We start from the raw sequence: 24,773 nt of genomic DNA on the forward strand, positions 1-24,773 counted from the left end.
TGATATAATTTCCTATAATTTAAAAACAGGAGGCAATAATGGCACTAAGAAAATTTAGTAAATATATGAAAGTTGTTACGGTAATAGTAATATTTGCATTTGCTTTTTCAGCAATATATGCAGGATATTCTTACCTAATAAACTATATACAAAACAAAAGGGTGGTATTAGTAGAAATAGATGGAAGCCCTATATACGAAGATGAGTATAAAAATAGCTTAGCAAATATAAAAGAACAATTAAATAGATTTGGAGGTATAAAAGATATACCTGAAAATGTATATGATGAAGTTGCTATGTCAACACTATTAGATGAAGCTTTAAATAACGAATTAGCAACAAATTTAAAAGTTAGAGTAAGTAGTAGTGATATAAACGAAGAAGTATCTAAATTAGAAGATAGAGTTGGTGGAAGAGATACATTAGCAGTATTATTAGCAAAAAATGGATCAAATCTGACACTTTTAAAAGAACAAATAAAAAAACAATTACTATTTACTAATACTAGAGAAAAATTAAAAGAAAGTATTAAAGTTACAGATGAAGACTTAATGAATATATATAAGGAATATAAGTATTCAGCATTAGATGGTAATGATTTTAATACATCAAAAGAAAAGTTAAAAGAAATTTACTATAATTTAACATTAAATTTATTATACCATTCAAATGTTATAGAAATTTTAGTAAACTCTAAAGTAACAGGGGAAAATAAAAAAATCGTAGATATAGTTAATGCATTAAAAAATAAAGAAGTTAATTATGAAAATGTATATATTACAAGAAAAGATATGTTAAATATGTATTTTAACCAATTTTTAATTAATGCATCATTTAGTAAAGATTTAGAAGAAAAAGCAAAAGAAAATCAAATTAATGAAATTAAAAAGTTAATAGAAATTTCTAAAAAAGCAGAATCTAAATCAGTTAAAAAATTAGCTGGTTTAAATGCTTATGATGAATTAGTTTACTTAAAAGATATGTATACAGCGGCTTTAATAAATGAATTTAAGGCATCTGAAAAAGAAATGAAAAAATGGTTTGAAGAACATAAATATGAGTATGATACACAAAATACAGTTTCAGGAAATGTTTTAGGAATAAAATATACTCCAAGTGAAAAAGATGATACAAAAGCTAAAGAAAAAATAGAAGAAATTCAAAAAGAATTAACTGTAGAAAACTTTTATGAATTAGCTAAAAAATACAGTATGGATCCAGGATCAGCAGTTAATGGAGGAGACTTAGGATGGGAAGATGTTAGAAATTATGTACCTGAATTTCATTCATTATTACAAAGTGAAACTAATAAAATTGTAGGTCCTATAAAAACTCAATTTGGTTATCATTTAGTATTAGTTGTAGCAAAAGATCCTATTGACAAAGAGAGAATACACTTAAAACATATTTTAATAAGACCAGAAGTATCTGATGAAACTAAAAAAGAAGTTGATAATAGATTAGAAGCTATATTAAAAGAGTTAAAAGAAAATAAGGTTGATTTTAAAAAGTTAGTTGAAAATAAGGATGGAAAATATCCTAAATTTGATATCAATACATCATTTAATGATGAATTAGAGCATTCACATGCGGCTATAATTGGTGAAAAACATGAAATCATGGAAAAAATATTTGAAATGAAAGTTAATGACTATATTTTTGAAAAAACAGAAGATGAAGCTATATTGATACAAAAAACAAAAGAAGTTTTATATAAAAAAGCAACATATGAAGATTCAAAAGAGAGAATTGAAGTAGAAATGGCTTATGATTACGCAATAAATGAAATAGAAAAATAAAAGGACAGTTTAACTGTCCTTTAATAAAAATTGGAGAATAGTATGAGAAAAATTTTAAAATTTACACCATATACATTGATACTTTTATCTTTTATATCCATTATCTTATTAGGTGCAATTCTTTTAATGCTACCAATATCTAATTTAAATGGGACTTATCATAGTTTTTTAGAAGCGCTATTTACTGCAACTAGTGCAGCTTGTGTTACAGGGCTTGTTGTAAATGATATACATACAACTTATACAATATTTGGAAGATTTGTAATTTTAGCACTAATACAGTTAGGAGGATTAGGAGTTTTAACTTTTTCATCAATGTTAATCTTATTAATATCTCAAAAAATGGGCTATTATACAAAAAAAATAGTAAGTGAGGATTTAAACTATGAAATAGTAACTGAGATACCGACTTATTTAAAAAAAGTATCTTTAGTTGTATTTGGGATAGAATTTATAGGTGCTATACTTTTATTTTTACAATATATAAGAGAGTATAGTTTTCAAAAAGCGGCTTATTATTCAGTATTTCACTCGATATCAGCGTTTTGTAACGCAGGATTTTCTTTATATAAAACAAGTTTAGAAAAATATGATAATAATGTGTGGGTAAACTTAGTAATATCAAGTTTAATAATATTAGGTGGTATTGGATTTGCTGCTATATTAGATATGTATAATGTTAAAAAAGGAATTAGAAGAAGAATAAATATTAGTACAAGAATAGCTGTAGTATTTTCAATATTTTTAATAATAATAGGGACTATTATAATATTTCTAGTTGAGTTTAATAATAAAAATAGTATTGGAGAACTTAATTTTTTTGCTAAGTTTTTAGCATCATTTTTCCAAAGTGTCTCAACTAGAACAGCTGGATTTAATACAATAGCATTAGATTCACTTAAAACGCCAACTATAATATTATTTGTATTTTTAATGTTTATAGGAGCATCACCTGGTTCAACTGGTGGTGGAGTTAAAACAACAACTATTGGAGTTATAATAATAGGTGTATGGTGTGCTATAAATGGTCGTGATAATATTGAGTATAATAAAAGAACAATAACTTGGAAAACATTTAATAGAGCATGTGCTGTATTATTAATTTCCGTCTTATATGTTATAGTTGCTTTATTTTTTATAACATTATTCGACCCAGATAAAAGCTTTTTATCACTAATGTTTGAATTAGTGTCAGCATTTGGGACAGTTGGACTTAGTATGGGTATAACAGCTGATTTGAGTGTATATTCAAAAATAATAATTATTATTACAATGTTTATAGGTCGTATAGGACCACTTACAATAATGTACACAATATCACGTAGAAAAATTAAAGTTGGAAACTATAAATATCCAACAGAAACAGTATTGATAGGATAGGTAGAAAATGAAAAATTATTTAGTAATAGGTTTAGGAAAATTTGGTATAACAATTGCAAAAACTTTATATGATGCAGGTAATTTCGTTTTAGCAATTGATAGTAATTTAGATAAAGTACAAAAAGTATTAGATGAAGGAATAGTAGAAGAAGCAATAACATTAGATGCAACTGATGAAAATGGACTAGGAAATATTGCAAAAGATAGTTTTGATGCAGCCTTTGTTTGTATAGGGACTAATGTACAAAACAGTATTTTAGTAACTTTAATGTTAAAAGAAATGAATATTAAAAAAATAATATGTAAGGCAACTACAAAAATACAAGGAAAAGTTTTACAAAAAGTAGGAGCAACACAAATAGTATATCCAGAAGAGTTTATGGGTGAAAAAATAGCTTACTCAGTAATGCATCCATCTGTAATAGAGTATTTTAATTTTTCTGATGATTATTGCATATTTGATGTTAATATTCCTCAAAAATTTATAGGAAAATCATTAAAAGAATTAGATTTAAGACACAAGTATATGGTCAATGTAATAGCTATAAAAGATAAGAGTGGAACATTAAATATTACACCTTCTCCAGAGTATGAATTTAGTGAAAATGATACTCTAATTGTATTAGGTGAAAATAAGGCGATGGGAGAAATGATAGACTAATGAGTAGTTATGATGTAATAGTTGTAGGTGCAGGTCATGCTGGTATTGAAGCAGCACTTGCAACATCTAGAAAAGGACATAAGACAGCAATTTTTACAATAGTATTAGAAAATATAGGTCAAATGAGTTGTAATCCAAGTATTGGTGGACCTGCTAAATCACATCTAGTTAAAGAAATAGATGCACTAGGTGGTGAAATGGGTAGAAATATGGATAAAAGTTTTGTTCAAATGAGAATATTAAATACCAAAAAAGGACCAGCAGTTAGAAGTTTAAGAGCGCAAGCCGATAGAAAAGTTTACGCAAGAAATATGAAAAAAACATTAGAAGCACAAGAAAATCTTGATATTATTCAAGATATGGTAGTGAGTATTACATTTGATAAAGATAAAAAAGTAGTAACAGGTGTTAAAACTAAAAATGGATTAGAATTTTTAGCTAAAAAGGTGATAATAGCTACAGGGACATTTTTAAATGGACTTTTATACGTAGGTGATAAATTAGTTGAAGGTGGAAGAATGGGAGAATTAAGTTCAAAAGAACTTACAAATTCCTTTATAGAAATGGGACTTGAAATTAAAAGATTTAAAACAGGTACTTCACCTAGAATAGATAAAAGAACAATAGACTTTAATGAATTAGAAGAACAGCCTGGTGAAACAAAAATAGCTCTAAAATACTCAAGTAGAAGTAGTGATGAAGAAGTTCTAGCTAAACCTCAACTATCATGTTATTTAACAAGAACAAATGTAAATACACATAATTTAATATTAGATCATATTGATAAGTCCCCTTTATATAACGGGACAATATCTTCAATAGGACCTAGATATTGTCCTAGTATAGAAGATAAGATAGTTAAATTTAGAGATAAAGATTCACACCACCTGTTTTTAGAACCAGAAGGTTTTGATACAAATGAAGTATATATTAGTGGACTTTCAACAAGCTATCCAGCATATTTACAAGAACAAATGGTAAGAAGTATAAAAGGTATGGAAAATGCTAGAATTATGAGATATGGTTATGCTGTAGAATACGATATAGTAAATGCAAAAGAGCTTGATTATACCCTAGAAGTAAAAAAAATAAAAGGTCTATATTTAGCTGGTCAAATAAACGGAACTAGTGGATATGAAGAAGCTGCAGCTCAAGGGTTAATGGCTGGTATAAATGCAAGTTTAGCACTTGAAAATAGGGAACCTTTAATACTATATAAGGATAATTCATATATAGCAACTATGATAGATGATATAATAACAAAAGAAATACAAGAGCCATACAGAATGTTTACAGCAAGATCAGAATATAGACTTTTATTACGTGAGGATAATGCTGATTTAAGACTTAGTAAATATGGATATGAAATAGGACTATTAAGTAAAGAAGAATATGATAAAGTATTAGAAAAAGAAAAAGCAGTATATGAAACAATTGATAATTTATCTAATACTAATGTAGGAACTTCAAATAAGGTATTAGTTGAGTTATTAGAAAAATATAATGAAACTATAAAAAGTGGAATAAGTTTAAAAGAATTACTAAGAAGACCAAGCTTTACATATCAAGATGTTAAAGAAATTGCAAGATATGCTAATGTATCTTATCAAATAGATTTTAGAGACGATATAGAATATCAAATAGAGGTATTTATAAAATATGAAGGATACATAGATAGAGCAATGAAGATGATGGAAAAAAATAAAAAGCTTGAAGAAAAGAAAATACCAAAAGATTTTAATTACGATATAATGACTGGAATTGGTCGTGAAGCAAAACAAAGATTAAATGAGATAAGACCATATAATATAGGGCAAGCAAGTCGTATAATGGGTGTTACACCAGCAGATATATCTGTTTTAATAATGTATTTAGATGGAAGATTAAGTTAAAAATATGGAAAATGAAAAATTAAATAGGTATTTATACCTACTTATGGAAAAAAATAAGGTGATGAATTTAACAGCTATAAGAGAAAAAGATGATATAATAGTAAAACATTTTATGGATTCTATGCTTTTAAATGATTTACTAAAAAAAGAAGATAAAAATATAATAGATATAGGGACAGGAGCTGGATTTCCAGGGCTTGTTCTAGCTATTTTAAATCCTGATAAAAACTTTTTATTAGTTGATTCTGTTAAAAAAAAGGTTGACTTTTTAAATGAAGTAATACTTGATTTAAATTTAAAAAATGTTAAAACAAGTGATAAAAGAGCAGAAGAATTAATAAAGACTAATAGAGAAAAATTTGATGTAGCATTAGCTAGAGGGGTAGCTAATCTTAGAGTAATTTTAGAATATGAGATACCGTTTTTAAAAGTTGGAGGTAGATTTTTACCACAAAAATTAAATACAAGTGAAGTAGAAGAATCTAGAAATGCTTTAAAAATGTTAAATTCTCATATAGAAAAAATACATGAATTTAAGTTAAATAATACTGAAGACAGAATTGTTATTGAGATTGTTAAGGATAAAAAAACTAGTGAAAAGTATCCAAGAAAAACTGGAATACCTAAAAAAAATCCACTGTAAAGGAGAATACAAAATGAAAGAATTAGAAAAAAGAATATTAGAAGGGACTCATTTATTAAAAGATAATATAATAAGGGTCGACTCATTTTTAAATCATCAAATTGATGTAGCTTTTTTAAATGAAATTGCCAAAGAATTTAAAAAAAGATTTTCAGATGTTAAAGTTGATAAAATACTTACAATAGAAGCTAGTGGTATAGCAATAGCTGTAATTGCTTCACAACAATTTGATAATACCCCAGTAGTATTTGCTAAAAAGACACTTTCAAAAAATTTAGATAAAAATTTCTATTTTGAAAAAGTATTTTCGTTTACAAAAGATACTACATATGACATTATGGTATCTAAAAAATATATAACTGAGGGTGAAAATGTTTTAATTATAGATGATTTTTTAGCTAATGGTAAGGCAAGTTTAGCTTTATGTGATATTGTTAAAAAAGCTAAAGCAAATGTAGTAGGTGTTGGAGTAGTTATAGAAAAAGCTAATCAATTAGGTAGAACAAGACTAGAACAAGCTGGTATTAGAATAGAAAGCCTAGCTCGTGTTGATATAAAAGATGACGGAATAAGGTTTAAATAGATGAAGAAAAGAAATATAATAATTTTATGTATAGTAATAATATTATTTTTAATTCAATATATCTTTAATTCATATAGTGAATTTAAAAAAATAGAGTATATAGATAGAAAAACTAATAAAGTAAAAGTTGAAAATGTACCAGGGGAGTCTTATCTTAAATTTTTATATTATTCACCGTATGGTAAATTAACATTAAATACCCTGGTTAAAAATAAATTTTTATCAAGTTATTATGGAAAACAAATGGATAAAGAAAAATCAAAAGATAAAATTAAAAAATTTGTAGAAAGTAATAACATAAATTTAGAAGATAATTTACTTAGCTTAGAAGAGTATAACAGCTTTAATGAATTTTTTTATAGAAAACTAAAAGCTAATGTAAGAGTAGTAGACTATGATAAATATAGTTTGGTATCTCCAGCAGATTCTAAGGTATTAGCCTTTGAAAATGTAGGAGAAAATGATAATTTTTTAGTAAAAGGGATTAATTTTGATTTAGAAAAACTTTTAGACAATAAAGATTTAGCTAAAAAGTATAAAGGATCAACTATTTTAATTTTTAGATTAGCACCAAGTGATTATCATAGATTTCATTTTCCAGTAGATGGATTCATATCAAAAAATACAAAAATAGAGGGTAAATATTACTCAGTATCACCACATGCTATTAGAAAGAATATGAATATATTTATAGAAAACAAAAGAGAGTATAGTGTATTAAAAACCATTGAATTTGGCGATATTTTAATAGAAGAAGTAGGAGCAACTATGGTTGGTTCAATAATACAAAGCTATAATGAAAATAGCTATGTAAAAAAAGCTAGTGAAAAAGGATATTTTAAATTTGGTGGATCAACTGTTATCTTAATTTTAGAAAAAGATAAAGTTAAAATAGACGATGATATATTAAAAAACTCTAATAATGGCTATGAAACAAAGGTATTTATGGGAGAGAAAATAGGAAGTGCTATAAATAAGTAATTGAAAAATTTTAATTTCGTGATATAATTATACTGGTATCTACAAGTTGAATTGAGTAGGGGGATAATGATATGTTAATTAGAAGTAAAAGAGTATGGGTAGCTAATAAGTTTTTAGCTTGTATAGTTTCGGTAAAAGAAGATAAAATTGAAAAGATTTTACCATATGATGCTGATGTTAAAGTGGACTATGACTTTGGTAATGATAGAGTAGTTCCAGGTTTTATTGATGTACATACACATGGTGCGGTTAAATATGATACACTAGATGCAGATGAACAAGGTTTAAAAAGATGGGCTAAATATTTACCGAGTGAAGGAGTTGTTGCCTTTTTACCTACAACAGTAACTCAAACAGAAGAAGTTTTAGTTAAGGCTTCAAAAAGTGTTGCAAATGTTGTTCGTGAAAATGACTATGAAGGTGCTAGAATACTAGGTATAAATTTTGAGGGACCATTTTTAGATGTTGCATATAAAGGAGCGCAACCAGAACAATGTATAGTTAAACCAGATATTGAACAATTTTATAGATTCCAAGAAGCAGCAGATGGACTTATTAAAATTATTACAATGTCTCTTAATAAAGATGAAGATTACAAGATGACAAGAGAATTAGCAAGTCAAGATATAATTGTAAGTATAGGACATGGTGGAACAACTTATGAAGAAGCTATACTAGGATTTGCAAATGGTGCTAGACTTATGACGCATACATTTAATGGAATGACAGGATTACATCAAAGAATGCCAGGGCAAGTAGGTGCTAGTATGAGAGTAAGAGATGAGTTTGCTGAAATAATATGTGATGGAATACATATACACCCTGATGTTATGAATACATATTTTAAATCTAAAGGACCAGATTATGCTGTTATGGTAAGTGATTCAATAAGTGCAAAAGCAGTAGATCCAAATGATGAATTTTATTTAGGTGGAGAAAGAGTGTATATACACCCAGATGGAAGTGCTAGAAGGGCTAATGGTGGATTAAGTGGTTCAACAGCTAAAATAATACAAGGACTTAAAACTTGTGTTGTAGATGCTGAAATACCTTTTTCATACGCTATAAACTCATGTACAATAAATCCAGCTAGATTACTTAGAATAGATGATAGAAAAGGTAAGATAAAAGCTAACTATGATGCTGATTTAGTTGTTATAGATGATAATTATGAAATAGTTAAAACTATGGTATTAGGTAAATTTTTATACAGCCGTGATTAATATAAAAAGATGGGACACCCCATCTTTTTTAGTCCATTAATTCAACTGTAACTGTATCGGATAATAGTAAACCTTTTTTTGTTAAAAATATCTTACCATCATTTAGATACACTAAATTATTCTCTATTAACTTATTTACTATCTTTTCTTTTTTAGGATCATATATAACCCCTTTATTAAGTAGTCTTAATCCCATAATATACTTTAAATTTTCTAGCTCTTTTTCATCTACAATTTCAATAGTTTTTTCATTTATCGGAATTTTATTCTCATCAATATATCTATAATATTCTTTTAATTTTTTAATTTTTTCAAACCTTTTATTATCATAATAGCTACTAGAACTAATTCCAACCCCTATAAACTCTTTATTTTCCCAATATTTAATATTGTGTCTTCCAAGCTTATTAGATAAACAAAAACTTGAAACTTCATAATGAGTATATCCCATTTTTGTTAGTCTATCTATAATATATAGATACATTTTTTCTTCTAATTCATCACTTAATTTAGTAATTTTTTTCTCTTTTAAAAGTTTAGAAAATCTTGATTTTTCTTCCCAAATTAAAGAATATATTGATATATGATCAGGTTTTAGGATTTCTATTTGATTAAGGTCATTTTCTAAGTCTTTTAGTGTTTGACTAGGTACAGCAAAAATTAAATCAATAGAAATATTAGAAAAGCCTGCTTTTTTAGCATCATAAAAAGTTTTAATACCATCCTCTTTATTATGCTCTCGTCTCATAAGTTTTAAAATATCATCATTAAAACTTTGTATACCTATGCTTAATCTATTAACACCTAATTTTTTTAACTCCATTAGTTTTTCTAAATCCATATTAGTTGGATTTAATTCTAAACTAATTTCAGTATTTTCATTAAACTTTAAATTAGATAATATTTTTTCAATAGATGAAATACTCAATACTGATGGCGTTCCTCCTCCAAAGTAAATAGTATCATATTCTAATTTAGGGTATAGATTAATTTCTTTTATTATATATTCTACATATCTTTCATATTCTCTTTGCATATTTGTAAGTATGTAAAAATCACAGTAACTACATCTAATATTACAAAATGGAATATGAATATATATTGCATCAATTTTACTTTTTATCATCTGGTCCTCCCAGATAATTATATCACTTCTAAAAAGATTTGACAATTTAGGTGGGGGGGGGGGTATAATATTTAGAGAGAATAAATTGATAATAATTATATATGGTTATTATCTTTTTTTACACATAAAATAATACACCAAAAACTATATTCACATATAGTTTTTGGTCATAAAAATAAATAAAAGAAAACAGGTTACGGGAACCTTAAGGGGAGATATATGAATAAATTTAACAAAGAGGAAATAAAAAGATGGCTAAAATCCACGATGAAAAATAAGGTGAGTATAAATGATAAGACAATCATACATTTTTTGATGACTGGTGCCTTATTTTTTGGTGCGAGTGGGATTTCGTATGGGGCTATAGATATTAATTCTGATGGTACAATAGCTTCAGGTCGTAATGCTGATGATGAAAGTCAAGCAGAAGGTGGAGCAAAGTTTAGAGGACAAGAAGTAGTAGCATTAAATCCTATAAAAGGTGGATATGATGGAGCACATACAAATAAAGAATTAATAGGAGATGGTGGAGTTTCAATTGGTTATGAATCAACTGCAAAGGGAAATAGATATTATAATAAAAAAACTAATGAAATAGAATATGATGAGGGGCCTTCAATAGGGAACAATCCTCATTATAAAATAAAAAGTATTGCAGGTAATGCAGTAGCAATTGGTAGAAAATCAGAAGCAAATGGAATAAACTCAATTGCGTTGGGTTCATATTCATCAAATGATGGAGATCAAGCAGTAGCTATAGGAACAAGAACATACTCAGAAGCACAAGCGACTGCTATAGGGAATGATACAATAGCAACAGGTTTTGGAAGTATTGCCATAGGTACAGATGATGTATTAAATGAAGCAGGTATAATAGCTGATGAAAAATTAAATGAAATAATAAAGAAAGCAATAGAAAAGAAAGTAAGCGAGAAGTTAGAAAATTTAGAAAATATTAGTAATGAGCATGAAGAGAATGGGAAAGAAACAGATTCTGTTAACACACCATACTCACCAACTGCAGCATATGGAAAGGGAGCTGTTGCAATTGGTGGAAGATCAATAGCATTTAAAGAGGGATCAACTTCTATAGGATCATTTGCTTTAAGTTTATCTGAATATTCAACAGCAATAGGGAGAAACTCATATGTTGCTGTTGGGTCTAATTTTGGTACAGCAATAGGTGCTAGATCTAGAGTATTTGCTGCTGATTCAGTGGCTATTGGTAAAGGTTCACAAGCTACAAGTACAGGTTCATTTTCTTTTGGTAGTGATGCAATAGCAGCTGGTGAGGGATCAATTGCAATTGGTAAAGATGTATTGGCAAATACAAATGTAGCAAATCTTAACGATTTAAAAGGTATTTGGGAAGGTGAAAGAACAAATATTGAACAAAGTATAAATAATTTCAAAAAAATAGATATAAAGTATGCTAATGATGAATCTGGGAATTTAAAATTATTTAAAGAAGAAAATGGTACTAAAAATGAAGATAATATATATAAAGCACAGACAAGAGAAGAATTTAAAAATGCAATAGCTATAGGGGATCATACTGTATCAAGTGGTAATAACTCTATAGCATTTGGTACAGCAGCAGGGAATCTTTCTAACAACTCTATAGCACTTGGTACATTAGCATATATTAAAGAAGAAGCTAATAACTCAGTTGCATTAGGTATGGGTTCAAGAGTTACAATGAAAAACTCAGTAGCTTTAGGGTATGGATCAGAAACAAATTATTTCTATAATAATGGTGATGGTTCAGAAGCAGCTAAAAATATACCTTATTATGCTAGTAAGTCAGAAGATAATATAAAAGCTGGAATAGAAAGAGATTATTATAAACCCACTAGTGCTACATATGAAATTGATAAAAGTGTTGCGTCTGATGGAGTAATATCTGTTGGTGGATGGAAAAAAGATGGAACTAAAGTAGGTCTTAGAAGAATAATAAATGCAGCCCCAGGAGCATTAGATACTGACGTTGCAGTTGTAGGACAATTAAGAGCATTAGAAAGTGCTGTTGGTATTAAGTATTTTTCAGTTAATAGTAATATTGAAGGAAATAAAGATAATAAAGGGGCAACAGGTGTAGATGCAGTAGCTATAGGTGGTGGAGTTAAAACTACTGGTGACCAATCTACTGCTATAGGTAATGATACAGATGCTATTGGAAAAGGTGCAATAGCAATAGGATCAGATGATGCAGATGGATATAATTCAAAAGATTGGACGGATGATACTTTTAGAAAATATAGTGCAGAAGGTTTTAAGAATGATAGAAATGGATATGTAAGAACTCGTGCAAAAGGAAATGGTTCAGTTGCTGTAGGATCACATGCTGTTGCAACCAATAAAGGAGCTTTAGCATTAGGTGTAAGTTCATTTGCAGGTGGGGATGATTCAGTTGCAATAGGTGATGCTTCTAGTGCTTCAGGAGATGGAACAGTTGCAATAGGTAAAGGATCTAAAGCAAGTAATGGAGCTAGTGTATATAAAAATAATAAGGGGAAATATGTAAATCCAGGGCATGACCCTAAAATTTCTAAATTCTATAACAATGATGCGGCAATTGATGGGATAGATAATGCATATAAATGGGTTCCAACAGGCGGAGAATTTTCAGTAGGAGATGAAGGAACAAAACTTACAAGAAGAATAATAAATGTAGCAGCAGGTCGTAATGATACTGATGCTGTTAATGTTGCACAATTAAAACAAGCAGAAGTACATTATTTTTCAGTAAATACAACTGGAGCTGCAGACAATGATAAAAATAAAGCAAATGATGGTGCAACAGGTGAAGGAGCTATTGCAATAGGAAGAAATGCAAGTTCTACAGCTTGGAGTACAGCATTAGGAAATAATGCAAAAGTTAATGGAGCTGATTCAGTTGCAATTGGTAATGAAGCTACAGTATTAAAACAAAATGAAAAGAGTATAACAGCTGTTAGTAACTCTGTATCAGTTGGAGCACATTCTAGTGTTAAAGCTGAAAGTTCTGTAGCAGTAGGGAAAAGTACAGTTATTGAAAAGGGAGAATCTGTTGCAATTGGGTATAGTTCACAAACAACAGAAGCAGAAACAGTATCTATTGGTAGTGAAGCAAAGGTAGAAGGTAAATACGGTATAGCTATAGGATCAAAGGTGAAAACAACAGCTGCTGGAGCTATAGCAATAGGTGGTAGAGCAGTAACAAAAGCAAATTCACAAAATGGAGAATTGGATATTTATAGATCTGTTGCAAGTGCTAAAAACTCAATAGTTATAGGTGGAGGAACTGGAAATCAAGAAGATGCCATAATTATAGGGAATGGTACTGTTATTTCAACAGGTGGTATAGCACTAGGAGTTGATTCAGTTTCAACTGATGGAACTACAGAATCTGGTTATGACATTGTAACTAATACAAATTCTACTATAATAGAAAAAATATGGAGACCAAAAAAGGGAAATTTTGCAATAGGTGGTAATAATACAACAAGAAGAATAGTAGGATTAGCAGCAGGTATCGCTGAAACTGATGCGGTTAACGTTGCACAGTTGAAAAAAATATTAGAGTTACCTATTAAAATAAAAAATAATGGAAAAGAGGCAGTATTAAAATTATATAATACAGCAAACTCACAACCTTTCACATTAGAAGCTGGTACTGGATTACAATATAAAATTAATGGGAATACTGCTAAACTTACAATAGATACTAGTACTCTTGGAAGTTTAAAAGGTGAAAAGGGAGAACAAGGGCAAAAAGGTGATGAAGGAAAGTCAGCATACCAAGTATGGATGGATGCTGGAAATAGTGGAACAGTCCAAGATTTCTTGAATAGTTTAAAAGGGCCACAAGGTGAAACTGGGGCAGCAGGGCCACAAGGAGTAGCAGGAAAAGATGGAGCACCAGGTGAAAAAGGAGAACGTGGTGAAAGAGGAGAACGTGGTGAAAGAGGAGAACGTGGTGAAAGAGGAGAACGTGGTGAAAGAGGAGAACGTGGTGAAAGAGGAGAACAAGGATCAGCCGGAGCACAAGGACCACAAGGAGCAACAGGACCAGTAGGGCCAGTAGGGCCACAAGGAGCAACAGGACCAGTAGGGCCAGCAGGACCAGCAGGGCCACAAGGAGTAGCAGGAAAAGATGGAGCACCAGGTGAAAAAGGAGAACGTGGTGAAAGAGGAGAACGTGGTGAAAGAGGACCAGAAGGAGTAGCTGGACCACAAGGACCACAAGGAGCAGCCGGAGCACAAGGACCACAAGGAGCAACAGGACCAGTAGGGCCAGTAGGGCCACAAGGAGCAACAGGACCAGTAGGGCCAGTAGGGCCACAAGGAGCAACAGGTAAAGATGGAATAAATGGAATAGATGGTAAAAATGGTAAATCAGCATATGATATATGGCTAGTAAATGGTGGAACTGGTTCTGAAAAAGAATTTTTAGATAGCCTAAAAGGTGAAAAAGGTGATCGTGGACCACAAGGACCAGCTGGAACAGGTGCAGCTGGAAGAGATGGTGTAACTGGTATAGGAGATATTTCTGGATTTAGTCCGGTTATATACACTTTAACTGAAGCAAATGGAAATAAATCTAGGGTTATAAAAGGTAATGATGGTAAGCTATATAAATACGAAGATGTAAAAGATAAGGTTTATGTTGAAGATGCTGTTGAAAATAAAAGAGGTTACTATAATTACACTGACATTTATGTAAATCCTACAACTGGAAAAGCTAGTTTAAGAAACGAAAATAGTGTTAAAATTGATCATATAAATCCTGAAAAACAAAAATTAGTTAAAATCGAGATAGATGAAAATGATGGTATTTTAAGAAGTATAGGTAATGTTGAAAGTGTTTTAGTTAAATTACCAGAAAATGATATTTATGAAACAATAGCAGGTAAGTTTAGCAAAGACGATACAAAAGTTTCTGCTATAAAGGAATCGAAAAAAGTATTATCTAGTACTGGAACTGAAAAAGGATTATTACAATTAAGTGATAAGTATGGAGTGGATACACAAAAACTAAATTCAGTTGCAACAATAAGAGATTTACAAGTATTATCAATAGCAGGATTAGACTTTGTAGGAAATGATAGTAAAGAAATACATAAAAATCTAGGAGAAACTTTAAGTATTCTAGGAGAACAAGACCAAAATAAAGAGGGGTATATAGATGTTAAGGCTAATGATATACCTACAGCAAGTAATAATATTTTAGTTACTGAAAAAACTTTATCAAATGGATATAAAAAAGATAAAGCATTAGAAGTAAGATTAGCTAGCAATCTTGTAAACATAGATTCAATAACAACTAGTAAAGATAGTGGGAAAAATCAAACAAAATTAACATCAAATGGTATAACAGCAGTACATGAAAATACTGATGGTTCTTTTGTAGTATCAAAAGTAACAAAAGATGGTCTTAATGTTTTAGAAGCAAAAGATTCTTTAGGTACACCAAAAGAAAATGGGAAATCTTCAGCTTATGGATTAGATTCAGCAGTTTTAAAAGGAAATGATGGTAAAAGGGTTGAAATAGAAACAGATAGTATACAATTAATTGATGGTGAAAAAATAAATACACAAAGAGCAGATAGAAATATTATTAAAAACGCTAAAGGATCATCAAAACAAACTGTAGATGGATTAATAATAAGTAAAATAGTTGATAATGGAACAATTGAAAATAAAGCAGAATATACTTTAAATAAGGTTTTATTAGAAGATAAAGAAAATACTGTTAGCATAGAAAATGGAGATATTACATTTAAAAATACAAAAGATTTTGAAATGAATAATCAAAATAGTTCAAAATTAAATAGAAATGGTTTAGAGCTTAAAGGATATAACGGAGAAACAAATATCTTATTAAAATCTAGCACAGAAAATGAACCTTCAAAATTAATATTTAATAGTGGTACTAAATTAAATGCAGATGGAACAAAACTAGAAGCAATAAAGGCATTAGAAATAAATGCTGGAAATGCTAAAGAACAAACAAGTATAGTATTTAATAGAAATGGTAAGATAACAGGACTTGAAGAAAGAAACGTTAACTCAGAAAAATACGGAATAGATGAAAATGTAACTAGAGCAGCAACAGAAGCAGCAGTAAAAGATTTATCAGATAAGATAGGTCCAAAATCTGATGGTAGAGATGGAGTAGATGGAATAAATGGTTCTGCAGGAACAACTGGACCAACAGGTAAAGATGGATTAAATGGAAAAGATTTAAATTCTAAAGTAAATGCTCTAAGAAACGGTGAAGCTGGAATAGTTGTATATACAGATAAAGATGGAAATAGAGTAGTAAAAGCAAATGATGGTAAATACTATGATAAGAATTTAGTTACTGAAGATGGAAAAGTAATTTATAAAAAAGGTAATTTAGAATTTGTTAAAATTGGAGATAAATATCATAAACTAAAAGCAGACGGAAGTATAGAAGAAAATCCAACTGAAAATATAGGTGATGTTGTAACTCCAGAATCAGTAGAAAATATTAAAGCTTCATTAGTAAATCCAGATGGAACAACTAAAACACCATTAGTAGAACTTGGAAATATAAAGAGTTCATTAGGAGCAGATTTTGAAGGAGTAGATTCTCCTATAGAATCAGAAAAAAATGGTGTAAAAAAAGAAATAGGAAAAGTAGTTGATAATTTATATAGCAAGAAGGGTAAAGACAAAAATAAGGTAGTGACAGTAGCTGACTTACAAGCAGTAGCTCTAGCAGGACTTGATTTTACAGGTAATGAAGGAGAAACAAATAGAAGATTAGGTAGTAAGTTAGAAATAGTAGGAAAAGATACTATTAAGTCATTTGAAAATTACTCAACAGAAAATGTTGCAACGAAAGTAACAGAAGGTAAAGTAGAAATAGGGATATTAGAAAAGCCAACATTTAAACAAATTGCTGTAGAGGACGAAACTTTAAAAGGAAATAAATTAACACTATCACCAAATAGTGTAGTAATAACAAAAACTACAAATGGTGAAAATGAAAGCAAAATAAGTGAAAATGCAATACTAACAGGAACAAATCTAAAATTTGAAAGAGTGAAAAATAGTGCAAATGGAATTGGAAGAAAAGATATAGGAAGTGTTACCGGATTAGAACATAGAGATGTAAATTCAACTGATTATGGTATTTCAGAAAATAAAGGAAGAGCAGCAACAGAAGCAGCAGTAAAAGACTTGTCAGATAAGATAGGTCCAAAATCTGATGGTAGAGATGGAAAAGATGGTACAAATGGAAATACAGGAGCAGCAGGAGAAAAAGGACCAACAGGACAAGATGGATTAAATGGAAAAGACTTAACATCAAAAGTAAATGCTCTAAGAAATGGTGAAGCAGGAATAGTAGTATATACAGACAAAAATGGAAATAGAGTTGTTAAGGCAAATGATGGAAAATATTATTCTAAAGATTTAGTTACAAAAGATGGAGAAGTAATTTATAAAAAAGGTGAAGATAAATATATTAAAAAAGGTGGAAATTACTATAAATTAAATTCAGATGAAACAGTTGCTACAGAAATGTCTAATGGTATAAATGATAAAACATTTGGTGACGATATAACAAAAGAAGTTAAAGATATTAAAGCATCATTAGTAAATCCAAATGGAAGTACAACAGAAGCTAATACAGTATTATCAAATATCTCAGAAGGTAAGAAATTAACAGATGCAGTAAATGTAAGTCAATTAAACAAAGCTGTAGAAAAAGGAAATATTCTAACAGAAAATGGAAAGGCAAAAGTAGATTTAAATACAACAAGTGAAGAGATACAAGAATTAGAAGCTGAATTATTAAAAGAGGCTACAAATCCAAATCTAGACTTTGAAAAAATAGAAGAATTAAAAACAAAAATCAAAGAGCTAAGAGATAATCAACTAGCAACAGTAGGAAATGTAGCAGATACAATAAATAATGTAGGAATAAACATAGCAGCAAATATAGGAGAAGAGAATAAAGCAGAAGATAATGTTAAACTACAAAAAATAGGAAAGAAATTAGAGATATTAAAGGCAACAGATGATATTGAACTAAAAGATAAAACATTTGAAGGAAAAAATCTAATAACAAAAGTAAGACAAGCTCAAACAGGAGATACAGTAGTAGAGATAGGATTTACAAACAAACCAGAATTTAAGTTAATAACACTAAAAGGAGAAAATGGAAAAGACGGAGAAATAGGAGTAGATGGAGAAGGAAATGTAGTAGTTATTAATGGAAAAGATGGTAAGAATGGTCATGATGGACAAGATGGCAAGAAAGCATCAAAAGTAATAACAGAAGAAACTATAGGAAATCAAAAGATAACATACAAGATAAATGATGGAGAATCTAATACAACTACGTTAAAAGAAGGATTTAACTTTAAATCGAAAGATTTAACAATTAAAACAAAAAAAGATACAGGTAAGATAGAATTAAATATATCAGATAAAGTTAAAAAAGAGTTAACAGGAAAAGGAATAGACGGTAGGGATGGATTAGATGGAACAAAAGGTAATGCAGGAGCAACTGGACCAACAGGACAAGATGGATTAAATGGAAAAGACTTAACATCAAAAGTAAATGCTCTAAGAAATGGTGAAGCAGGAATAGTAGTATATACAGACAAAAATGGAAATAGAGTTGTTAAGGCAAATGATGGAAAATATTATTCTAAAGATTTAGTTACAAAAGATGGAGAAGTAATTTATAAAAAAGGTGAAGATAAATATATTAAAAAAGGTGGAAATTACTATAAATTAAATTCAGATGAAACAGTTGCTACAGAAATGTCTAATGGTATAAATGATAAAACATTTGGTGACGATATAACAAAAGAAGTTAAAGATATTAAAGCATCATTAGTAAATCCAAATGGAAGTACAACAGAAGCTAATACAGTATTATCAAATATCTCAGAAGGTAAGAAATTAACAGATGCAGTAAATGTAAGTCAATTAAACAAAGCTGTAGAAAAAGGAAATATTCTAACAGAAAATGGAAAGGCAAAAGTAGATTTAAATACAACAAGTGAAGAGATACAAGAATTAGAAGCTGAATTATTAAAAGAGGCTACAAATCCAAATCTAGACTTTGAAAAAATAGAAGAATTAAAAACAAAAATCAAAGAGCTAAGAGATAATCAACTAGCAACAGTAGGAAATGTAGCAGATACAATAAATAATGTAGGAATAAACATAGCAGCAAATATAGGAGAAGAGAATAAAGCAGAAGATAATGTTAAACTACAAAAAATAGGAAAGAAATTAGAGATATTAAAGGCAACAGATGATATTGAACTAAAAGATAAAACATTTGAAGGAAAAAATCTAATAACAAAAGTAAGACAAGCTCAAACAGGAGATACAGTAGTAGAGATAGGATTTACAAACAAACCAGAATTTAAGTTAATAACACTAAAAGGAGAAAATGGAAAAGACGGAGAAATAGGAGTAGATGGAGAAGGAAATGTAGTAGTTATTAATGGAAAAGATGGTAAGAATGGTCATGATGGACAAGATGGCAAGAAAGCATCAAAAGTAATAACAGAAGAAACTATAGGAAATCAAAAGATAACATACAAGATAAATGATGGAGAATCTAATACAACTACGTTAAAAGAAGGATTTAACTTTAAATCGAAAGATTTAACAATTAAAACAAAAAAAGATACAGGTAAGATAGAATTAAATATATCAGATAAAGTTAAAAAAGAGTTAACAGGAAAAGGAATAGACGGTAGGGATGGATTAGATGGAACAAAAGGTAATGCAGGAGCAACTGGACCAACAGGACAAGATGGATTAAATGGAAAAGACTTAACATCAAAAGTAAATGCTCTAAGAAATGGTGAAGCAGGAATAGTAGTATATACAGATCAAGCAGGAAATAGAGTTGTTAAGGCAAATGATGGAAAATATTATTCTAAAGATTTAGTTACAAAAGATGGAGAAGTAATTTATAAAAAAGGTGAAGATAAATATATTAAAAAAGGTGGAAATTACTATAAATTAAATTCAGATGAAACAGTTGCTACAGAAATGTCTAATGGTATAAATGATAAAACATTTGGTGACGATATAACAAAAGAAGTTAAAGATATTAAAGCATCATTAGTAAATCCAAATGGAAGTACAACAGAAGCTAATACAGTATTATCAAATATCTCAGAAGGTAAGAAATTAACAGATGCAGTAAATGTAAGTCAATTAAACAAAGCTGTAGAAAAAGGAAATATTCTAACAGAAAATGGAAAGGCAAAAGTAGATTTAAATACAACAAGTGAAGAGATACAAGAATTAGAAGCTGAATTATTAAAAGAGGCTACAAATCCAAATCTAGACTTTGAAAAAATAGAAGAATTAAAAACAAAAATCAAAGAGCTAAGAGATAATCAACTAGCAACAGTAGGAAATGTAGCAGATACAATAAATAATGTAGGAATAAACATAGCAGCAAATATAGGAGAAGAGAATAAAGCAGAAGATAATGTTAAACTACAAAAAATAGGAAAGAAATTAGAGATATTAAAGGCAACAGATGATATTGAACTAAAAGATAAAACATTTGAAGGAAAAAATCTAATAACAAAAGTAAGACAAGCTCAAACAGGAGATACAGTAGTAGAGATAGGATTTACAAACAAACCAGAATTTAAGTTAATAACACTAAAAGGAGAAAATGGAAAAGACGGAGAAATAGGAGTAGATGGAGAAGGAAATGTAGTAGTTATTAATGGAAAAGATGGTAAGAATGGTCATGATGGACAAGATGGCAAGAAAGCATCAAAAGTAATAACAGAAGAAACTATAGGAAATCAAAAGATAACATACAAGATAAATGATGGAGAATCTAATACAACTACGTTAAAAGAAGGATTTAACTTTAAATCGAAAGATTTAACAATTAAAACAAAAAAAGATACAGGTAAGATAGAATTAAATATATCAGATAAAGTTAAAAAAGAGTTAACAGGAAAAGGAATAGACGGTAGGGATGGATTAGATGGAACAAAAGGTAATGCAGGAGCAACTGGACCAACAGGACAAGATGGATTAAATGGAAAAGACTTAACATCAAAAGTAAATGCTCTAAGAAATGGTGAAGCAGGAATAGTAGTATATACAGATCAAGCAGGAAATAGAGTTGTTAAGGCAAATGATGGAAAATATTATTCTAAAGATTTAGTTACAAAAGATGGAGAAGTAATTTATAAAAAAGGTGAAGATAAATATATTAAAAAAGGTGGAAATTACTATAAATTAAATTCAGATGAAACAGTTGCTACAGAAATGTCTAATGGTATAAATGATAAAACATTTGGTGACGATATAACAAAAGAAGTTAAAGATATTAAAGCATCATTAGTAAATCCAGATGGAAGTACAAATGATGCTAAAACGACATTATCAAATATAGAAAGTGTTATTATAAAAGATTCTGAAAATAAGATTAGTGAAAAATACAATAGTATTGATACTGATGATGTAAATAGAGAAAATGCTAAAAAAGAAGGTATTAATCTATCTAAAGGTGTAGTAGAAAAACTAATTGAAGAAAAATCATATACTAAATTAAATAGTGCTGCAACAGTTAAAGACTTACAAGCAGTAGCAATAGCAGGGCTTGATTTTGAAGGAAATGATGGTAATACTGTTCACAGAGAATTAGCAAGTAAATTAACTATTAAGGGTGAAGGAGGAGTAGCAGAACCAACAAAAACAGCTTCTGGAAACATTTATGTTGCAAAAGATGGTACACCAGATGCAAATGGATTAGTAGTTAAGTTAGCTAGCAATCTAGTAAATATAGATTCAATTTCAAATGGAGGAAATACAAAGATAGTCTTTGGAGATAACACATTAAACTTTGGAGGAGCTAAGATTACAAACTTGGCTAAAGGAACTGATGATTCAGATGCTGCAACAGTAGGACAAGTAAACAATATATTAAATGGTGAAAGTGGAATTGTAGTATATACAGATAGAGAAGGAAATAGACTACATAAAGCAAAAGATGGAGAATATTACAAAGAGGTATTAGATGGATATCCAGTATTCAAAGATGGAGATACTAAATATGCTAAAAAAGGAGAAGACTTCTTTAAAGTAGTAGATGGAAAGATAACAGAAGAAAAAGCAGCAAAAGAAATAGTAGATAAATTCAATAAAGAATTAGATCCGAATGAATTACTTGAAGGAGGAGCATTACCAAAACAAAAAGAAGTAGTAGCAAGAGTAGTAAATCCAGATGGAAGTACAGTAACCCCAACAGTATTAACAAATGTAGCTGATGGAAAAATAGGAAAAGATTCAAGTGATGCTGTAACAGGAAACCAAATATATGAAATAGAAAAAGATATATTAGGAATACCAACAACAGAAAAAGGAGAATTAACAGGACCAGTATTTAATTCAATAAGTAATGTAGATGGGACAACAACACAAGGAAGAACATTTACAGAAGCAATAAATAATGTTACAGATAAAGTAAATGAAGGAATATACTTTAAAGGGAATTCAGATACTACTACTAAAAAATTACTAGGAAGTACATTAGCAGTAAAAGGAGAAGGAACAGATAATATTGAAAACTTTGCAAGTGCAAGTGGAAATATTAAAGTTGATGTTAAGGAAAATAACTTAGAATTAAGATTAAATAAAGACTTAACAAATATTACATCAATTTCAAATGGAAATGGTACAACTATTACTTTTGGAGATAACACATTAAACTTTGGAGGAGCTAAGATTACAAACCTAGCTAAAGGAACTGAGGATTCAGATGCTGCAACAGTAGGACAAGTTAAAGATTATATAAATGGTGCAACAACTGAAGTTATATCAGGTGATAATTCTGTAGTAATTACAGGACAAAATGATGCTACTGATAAACATAATGTTTATACTATTTCACTTAAAAAAGATGGAAAAGTAGAAACTGGTGATAATAACTTAGTAACAGGAGCTACTGTAAGAGATGCAATAGATAAAGCCAGAACAGAGTTAAATGATGGAGATAATACTTACGTACTTGTAAATAAAGGTAAAAATGGACAATTTGTGTATACAGTTGAAATAAATGATAAACTTAAAGGTATAAAATCAATATCAGGCTTACAAACACCAACAAATGATGATGAGGCTGCAAATAAAAAATATGTAGATGAGAAAATAAAAAATATAAAAAATATAGGTGGTGGACTATACTTTGCAGGAAATAATAAAAATAATGATATTCATAAAGTGCTAGGAAATAAGCTAGAAATAATTGGTGGACATGATGAAAAGGGTGTATCAGCTAAAAATACTTATGTAGAAAGTGAAGATAATAAGCTAGTAGTCAAATTTGCAGAAAAACCATCATTTGAAGGAATTGAATTGAAAAATAAAGGTGGTACTGGAATTGAAATTAATCCTGAGGGAGATTCTATAAAACTATCTCAAGGTGATAAAGATGTAAAAATAACAGGAGTAGCAGATGGTGTAAATCCAAATGATGCTGTTAATAAGGGTCAATTAGACAAGGCTATAGCTGAAGCAAATAATGGTATTAAAAATGTAAATAGCGGTATTGCAAATGCTATTGCAATGGCTAACTTAACTCAAGTTACATATAGAGGTGAACAAAATCATCAAATAAGTGCTGGTTATGGATACTATGATAAAGAACATGCACTAGGTCTAGGTTTAAGTGGTATAACAGATAGTGGTAAGTTTGTATATAAAGTTAGTGGAAGTGTGAATACAAAAGGTAAAATTGGAGTAGGAGCTGGAATTGGATACCAATTTGGTAATAAAAATAAATCAAAAGATGAAGATGAAATTTTAGAATTAAAAGCAAAACTAAAAAAATCTAATGATAAATTAAAAGATGCAGAAGATAGATTATCTAAAACAGAAAAATTACTTGAAAAATTATCTGAAAAAGTAGATAGACTAACTAATACAAACAAACTATTTATTATTAATGATTATAAAGTTGATAAATTTATATTAACTAAGAGCCAAGTAAAAGAACTAGAACTAATAGTTAAAGAACTAAATGAAAAATATAAAGGAAGAGAAATTGATATAACTGGATTTACAGATATATCTGCCTCTGAAAAATATAACTTGGATTTAGGATTAAATAGAGCTAAAAATGTACTAGAAAAAATGCGTAGATTAGGACTAGATGAAAGTATAACTATAGGTAAGGTAAGTTCATTTGGTAGAAATAATACAGTTTCAACAAGCTATACTGTGGAAGGTAAGTTTGAAAATAGAAGAGTTGAAATACTAGTTAAATAGAATGTAAATTAAGTTGCAGTTTTCATATATATATGACGCTGCAACTTTTTTACAAAAGCAAACTAAAGTTAATTTTAAATTTATATAATTTTGTTTTTGCTTAAATTTTATAAAAAATATAAACAAAAGTTTAAAAAAGCTTGAATTTATTTGCTTTTTTGACTAAATAAAGGTAAAATAAAATATAATATATGGAAAG

The 24,773-nt window shown here is 29.1% G+C and carries 10 protein-coding genes; 9 read left to right on the forward strand and 1 reads right to left on the reverse strand.

Annotated elements, in window-relative coordinates:
* Positions 1–38: 38 nt before the first annotated feature.
* From OMES3154_RS03370 to nagA, 8 genes are all read left to right on the forward strand, one after another.
* A complete protein-coding gene (locus OMES3154_RS03370) occupies positions 39–1,799 on the forward strand; it encodes a peptidylprolyl isomerase (protein ID WP_156683390.1) in 1,761 nt (586 codons plus the stop codon).
* Positions 1,800–1,841: 42 nt separating this feature from the next.
* Entirely contained in the window at positions 1,842–3,179 is a 1,338-nt protein-coding gene (locus OMES3154_RS03375; RefSeq protein WP_156683391.1) for a TrkH family potassium uptake protein, read from the forward strand.
* 7 nt (positions 3,180–3,186) lie between these two features.
* The gene (locus OMES3154_RS03380) at positions 3,187–3,840 is read left to right on the forward strand and encodes a potassium channel family protein (RefSeq protein WP_156683392.1); all 654 of its coding nucleotides are present in this window, start codon (positions 3,187–3,189) and stop codon (positions 3,838–3,840) included.
* Positions 3,840–5,732 (forward strand): tRNA uridine-5-carboxymethylaminomethyl(34) synthesis enzyme MnmG, encoded by a 1,893-nt coding sequence (gene mnmG, locus OMES3154_RS03385; RefSeq protein ID WP_156683393.1) that lies wholly within the window; start codon positions 3,840–3,842, stop codon positions 5,730–5,732. The genes OMES3154_RS03380 and mnmG overlap by 1 nt, the downstream gene beginning before the upstream one ends.
* Positions 5,733–5,736: 4 nt before the next feature.
* Positions 5,737–6,375 carry a 16S rRNA (guanine(527)-N(7))-methyltransferase RsmG gene (rsmG, locus tag OMES3154_RS03390; RefSeq protein WP_156683394.1) on the forward strand — a complete coding sequence of 213 codons (639 nt, stop codon included), beginning with the start codon at positions 5,737–5,739 and terminating at the stop codon, positions 6,373–6,375.
* A 13-nt stretch (positions 6,376–6,388) separates the two neighbouring features.
* Entirely contained in the window at positions 6,389–6,958 is a 570-nt protein-coding gene (locus OMES3154_RS03395) for a xanthine phosphoribosyltransferase (protein WP_156683395.1), read from the forward strand.
* Positions 6,959–7,939: a phosphatidylserine decarboxylase gene (locus tag OMES3154_RS03400; protein WP_156683396.1), complete on the forward strand. Its 981-nt coding sequence runs from the start codon at positions 6,959–6,961 to the stop codon at positions 7,937–7,939.
* Between the two features lie 71 nt (positions 7,940–8,010).
* The gene (gene nagA, locus OMES3154_RS03405) at positions 8,011–9,162 is read left to right on the forward strand and encodes an N-acetylglucosamine-6-phosphate deacetylase (RefSeq protein WP_156683397.1); all 1,152 of its coding nucleotides are present in this window, start codon (positions 8,011–8,013) and stop codon (positions 9,160–9,162) included.
* 28 nt (positions 9,163–9,190) lie between these two features.
* Here nagA and hemW read toward each other — a convergent pair whose 3' ends face one another.
* Positions 9,191–10,288, reverse strand: a complete 1,098-nt coding sequence (hemW, locus tag OMES3154_RS03410) for a radical SAM family heme chaperone HemW (protein WP_156683398.1) — start codon at positions 10,286–10,288, stop codon at positions 9,191–9,193.
* Positions 10,289–10,507: 219 nt separating this feature from the next.
* Here hemW and OMES3154_RS06585 point away from each other — a divergent pair, with 219 nt between their 5' ends.
* Positions 10,508–24,574: an OmpA family protein gene (locus tag OMES3154_RS06585; RefSeq protein ID WP_156683399.1), complete on the forward strand. Its 14,067-nt coding sequence runs from the start codon at positions 10,508–10,510 to the stop codon at positions 24,572–24,574.
* Positions 24,575–24,773: the final 199 nt, after the last annotated feature.

It is taken from the genome of Oceanivirga miroungae (assembly GCF_902505095.1).
GTDB lineage: Bacteria > Fusobacteriota > Fusobacteriia > Fusobacteriales > Leptotrichiaceae > Oceanivirga > Oceanivirga miroungae.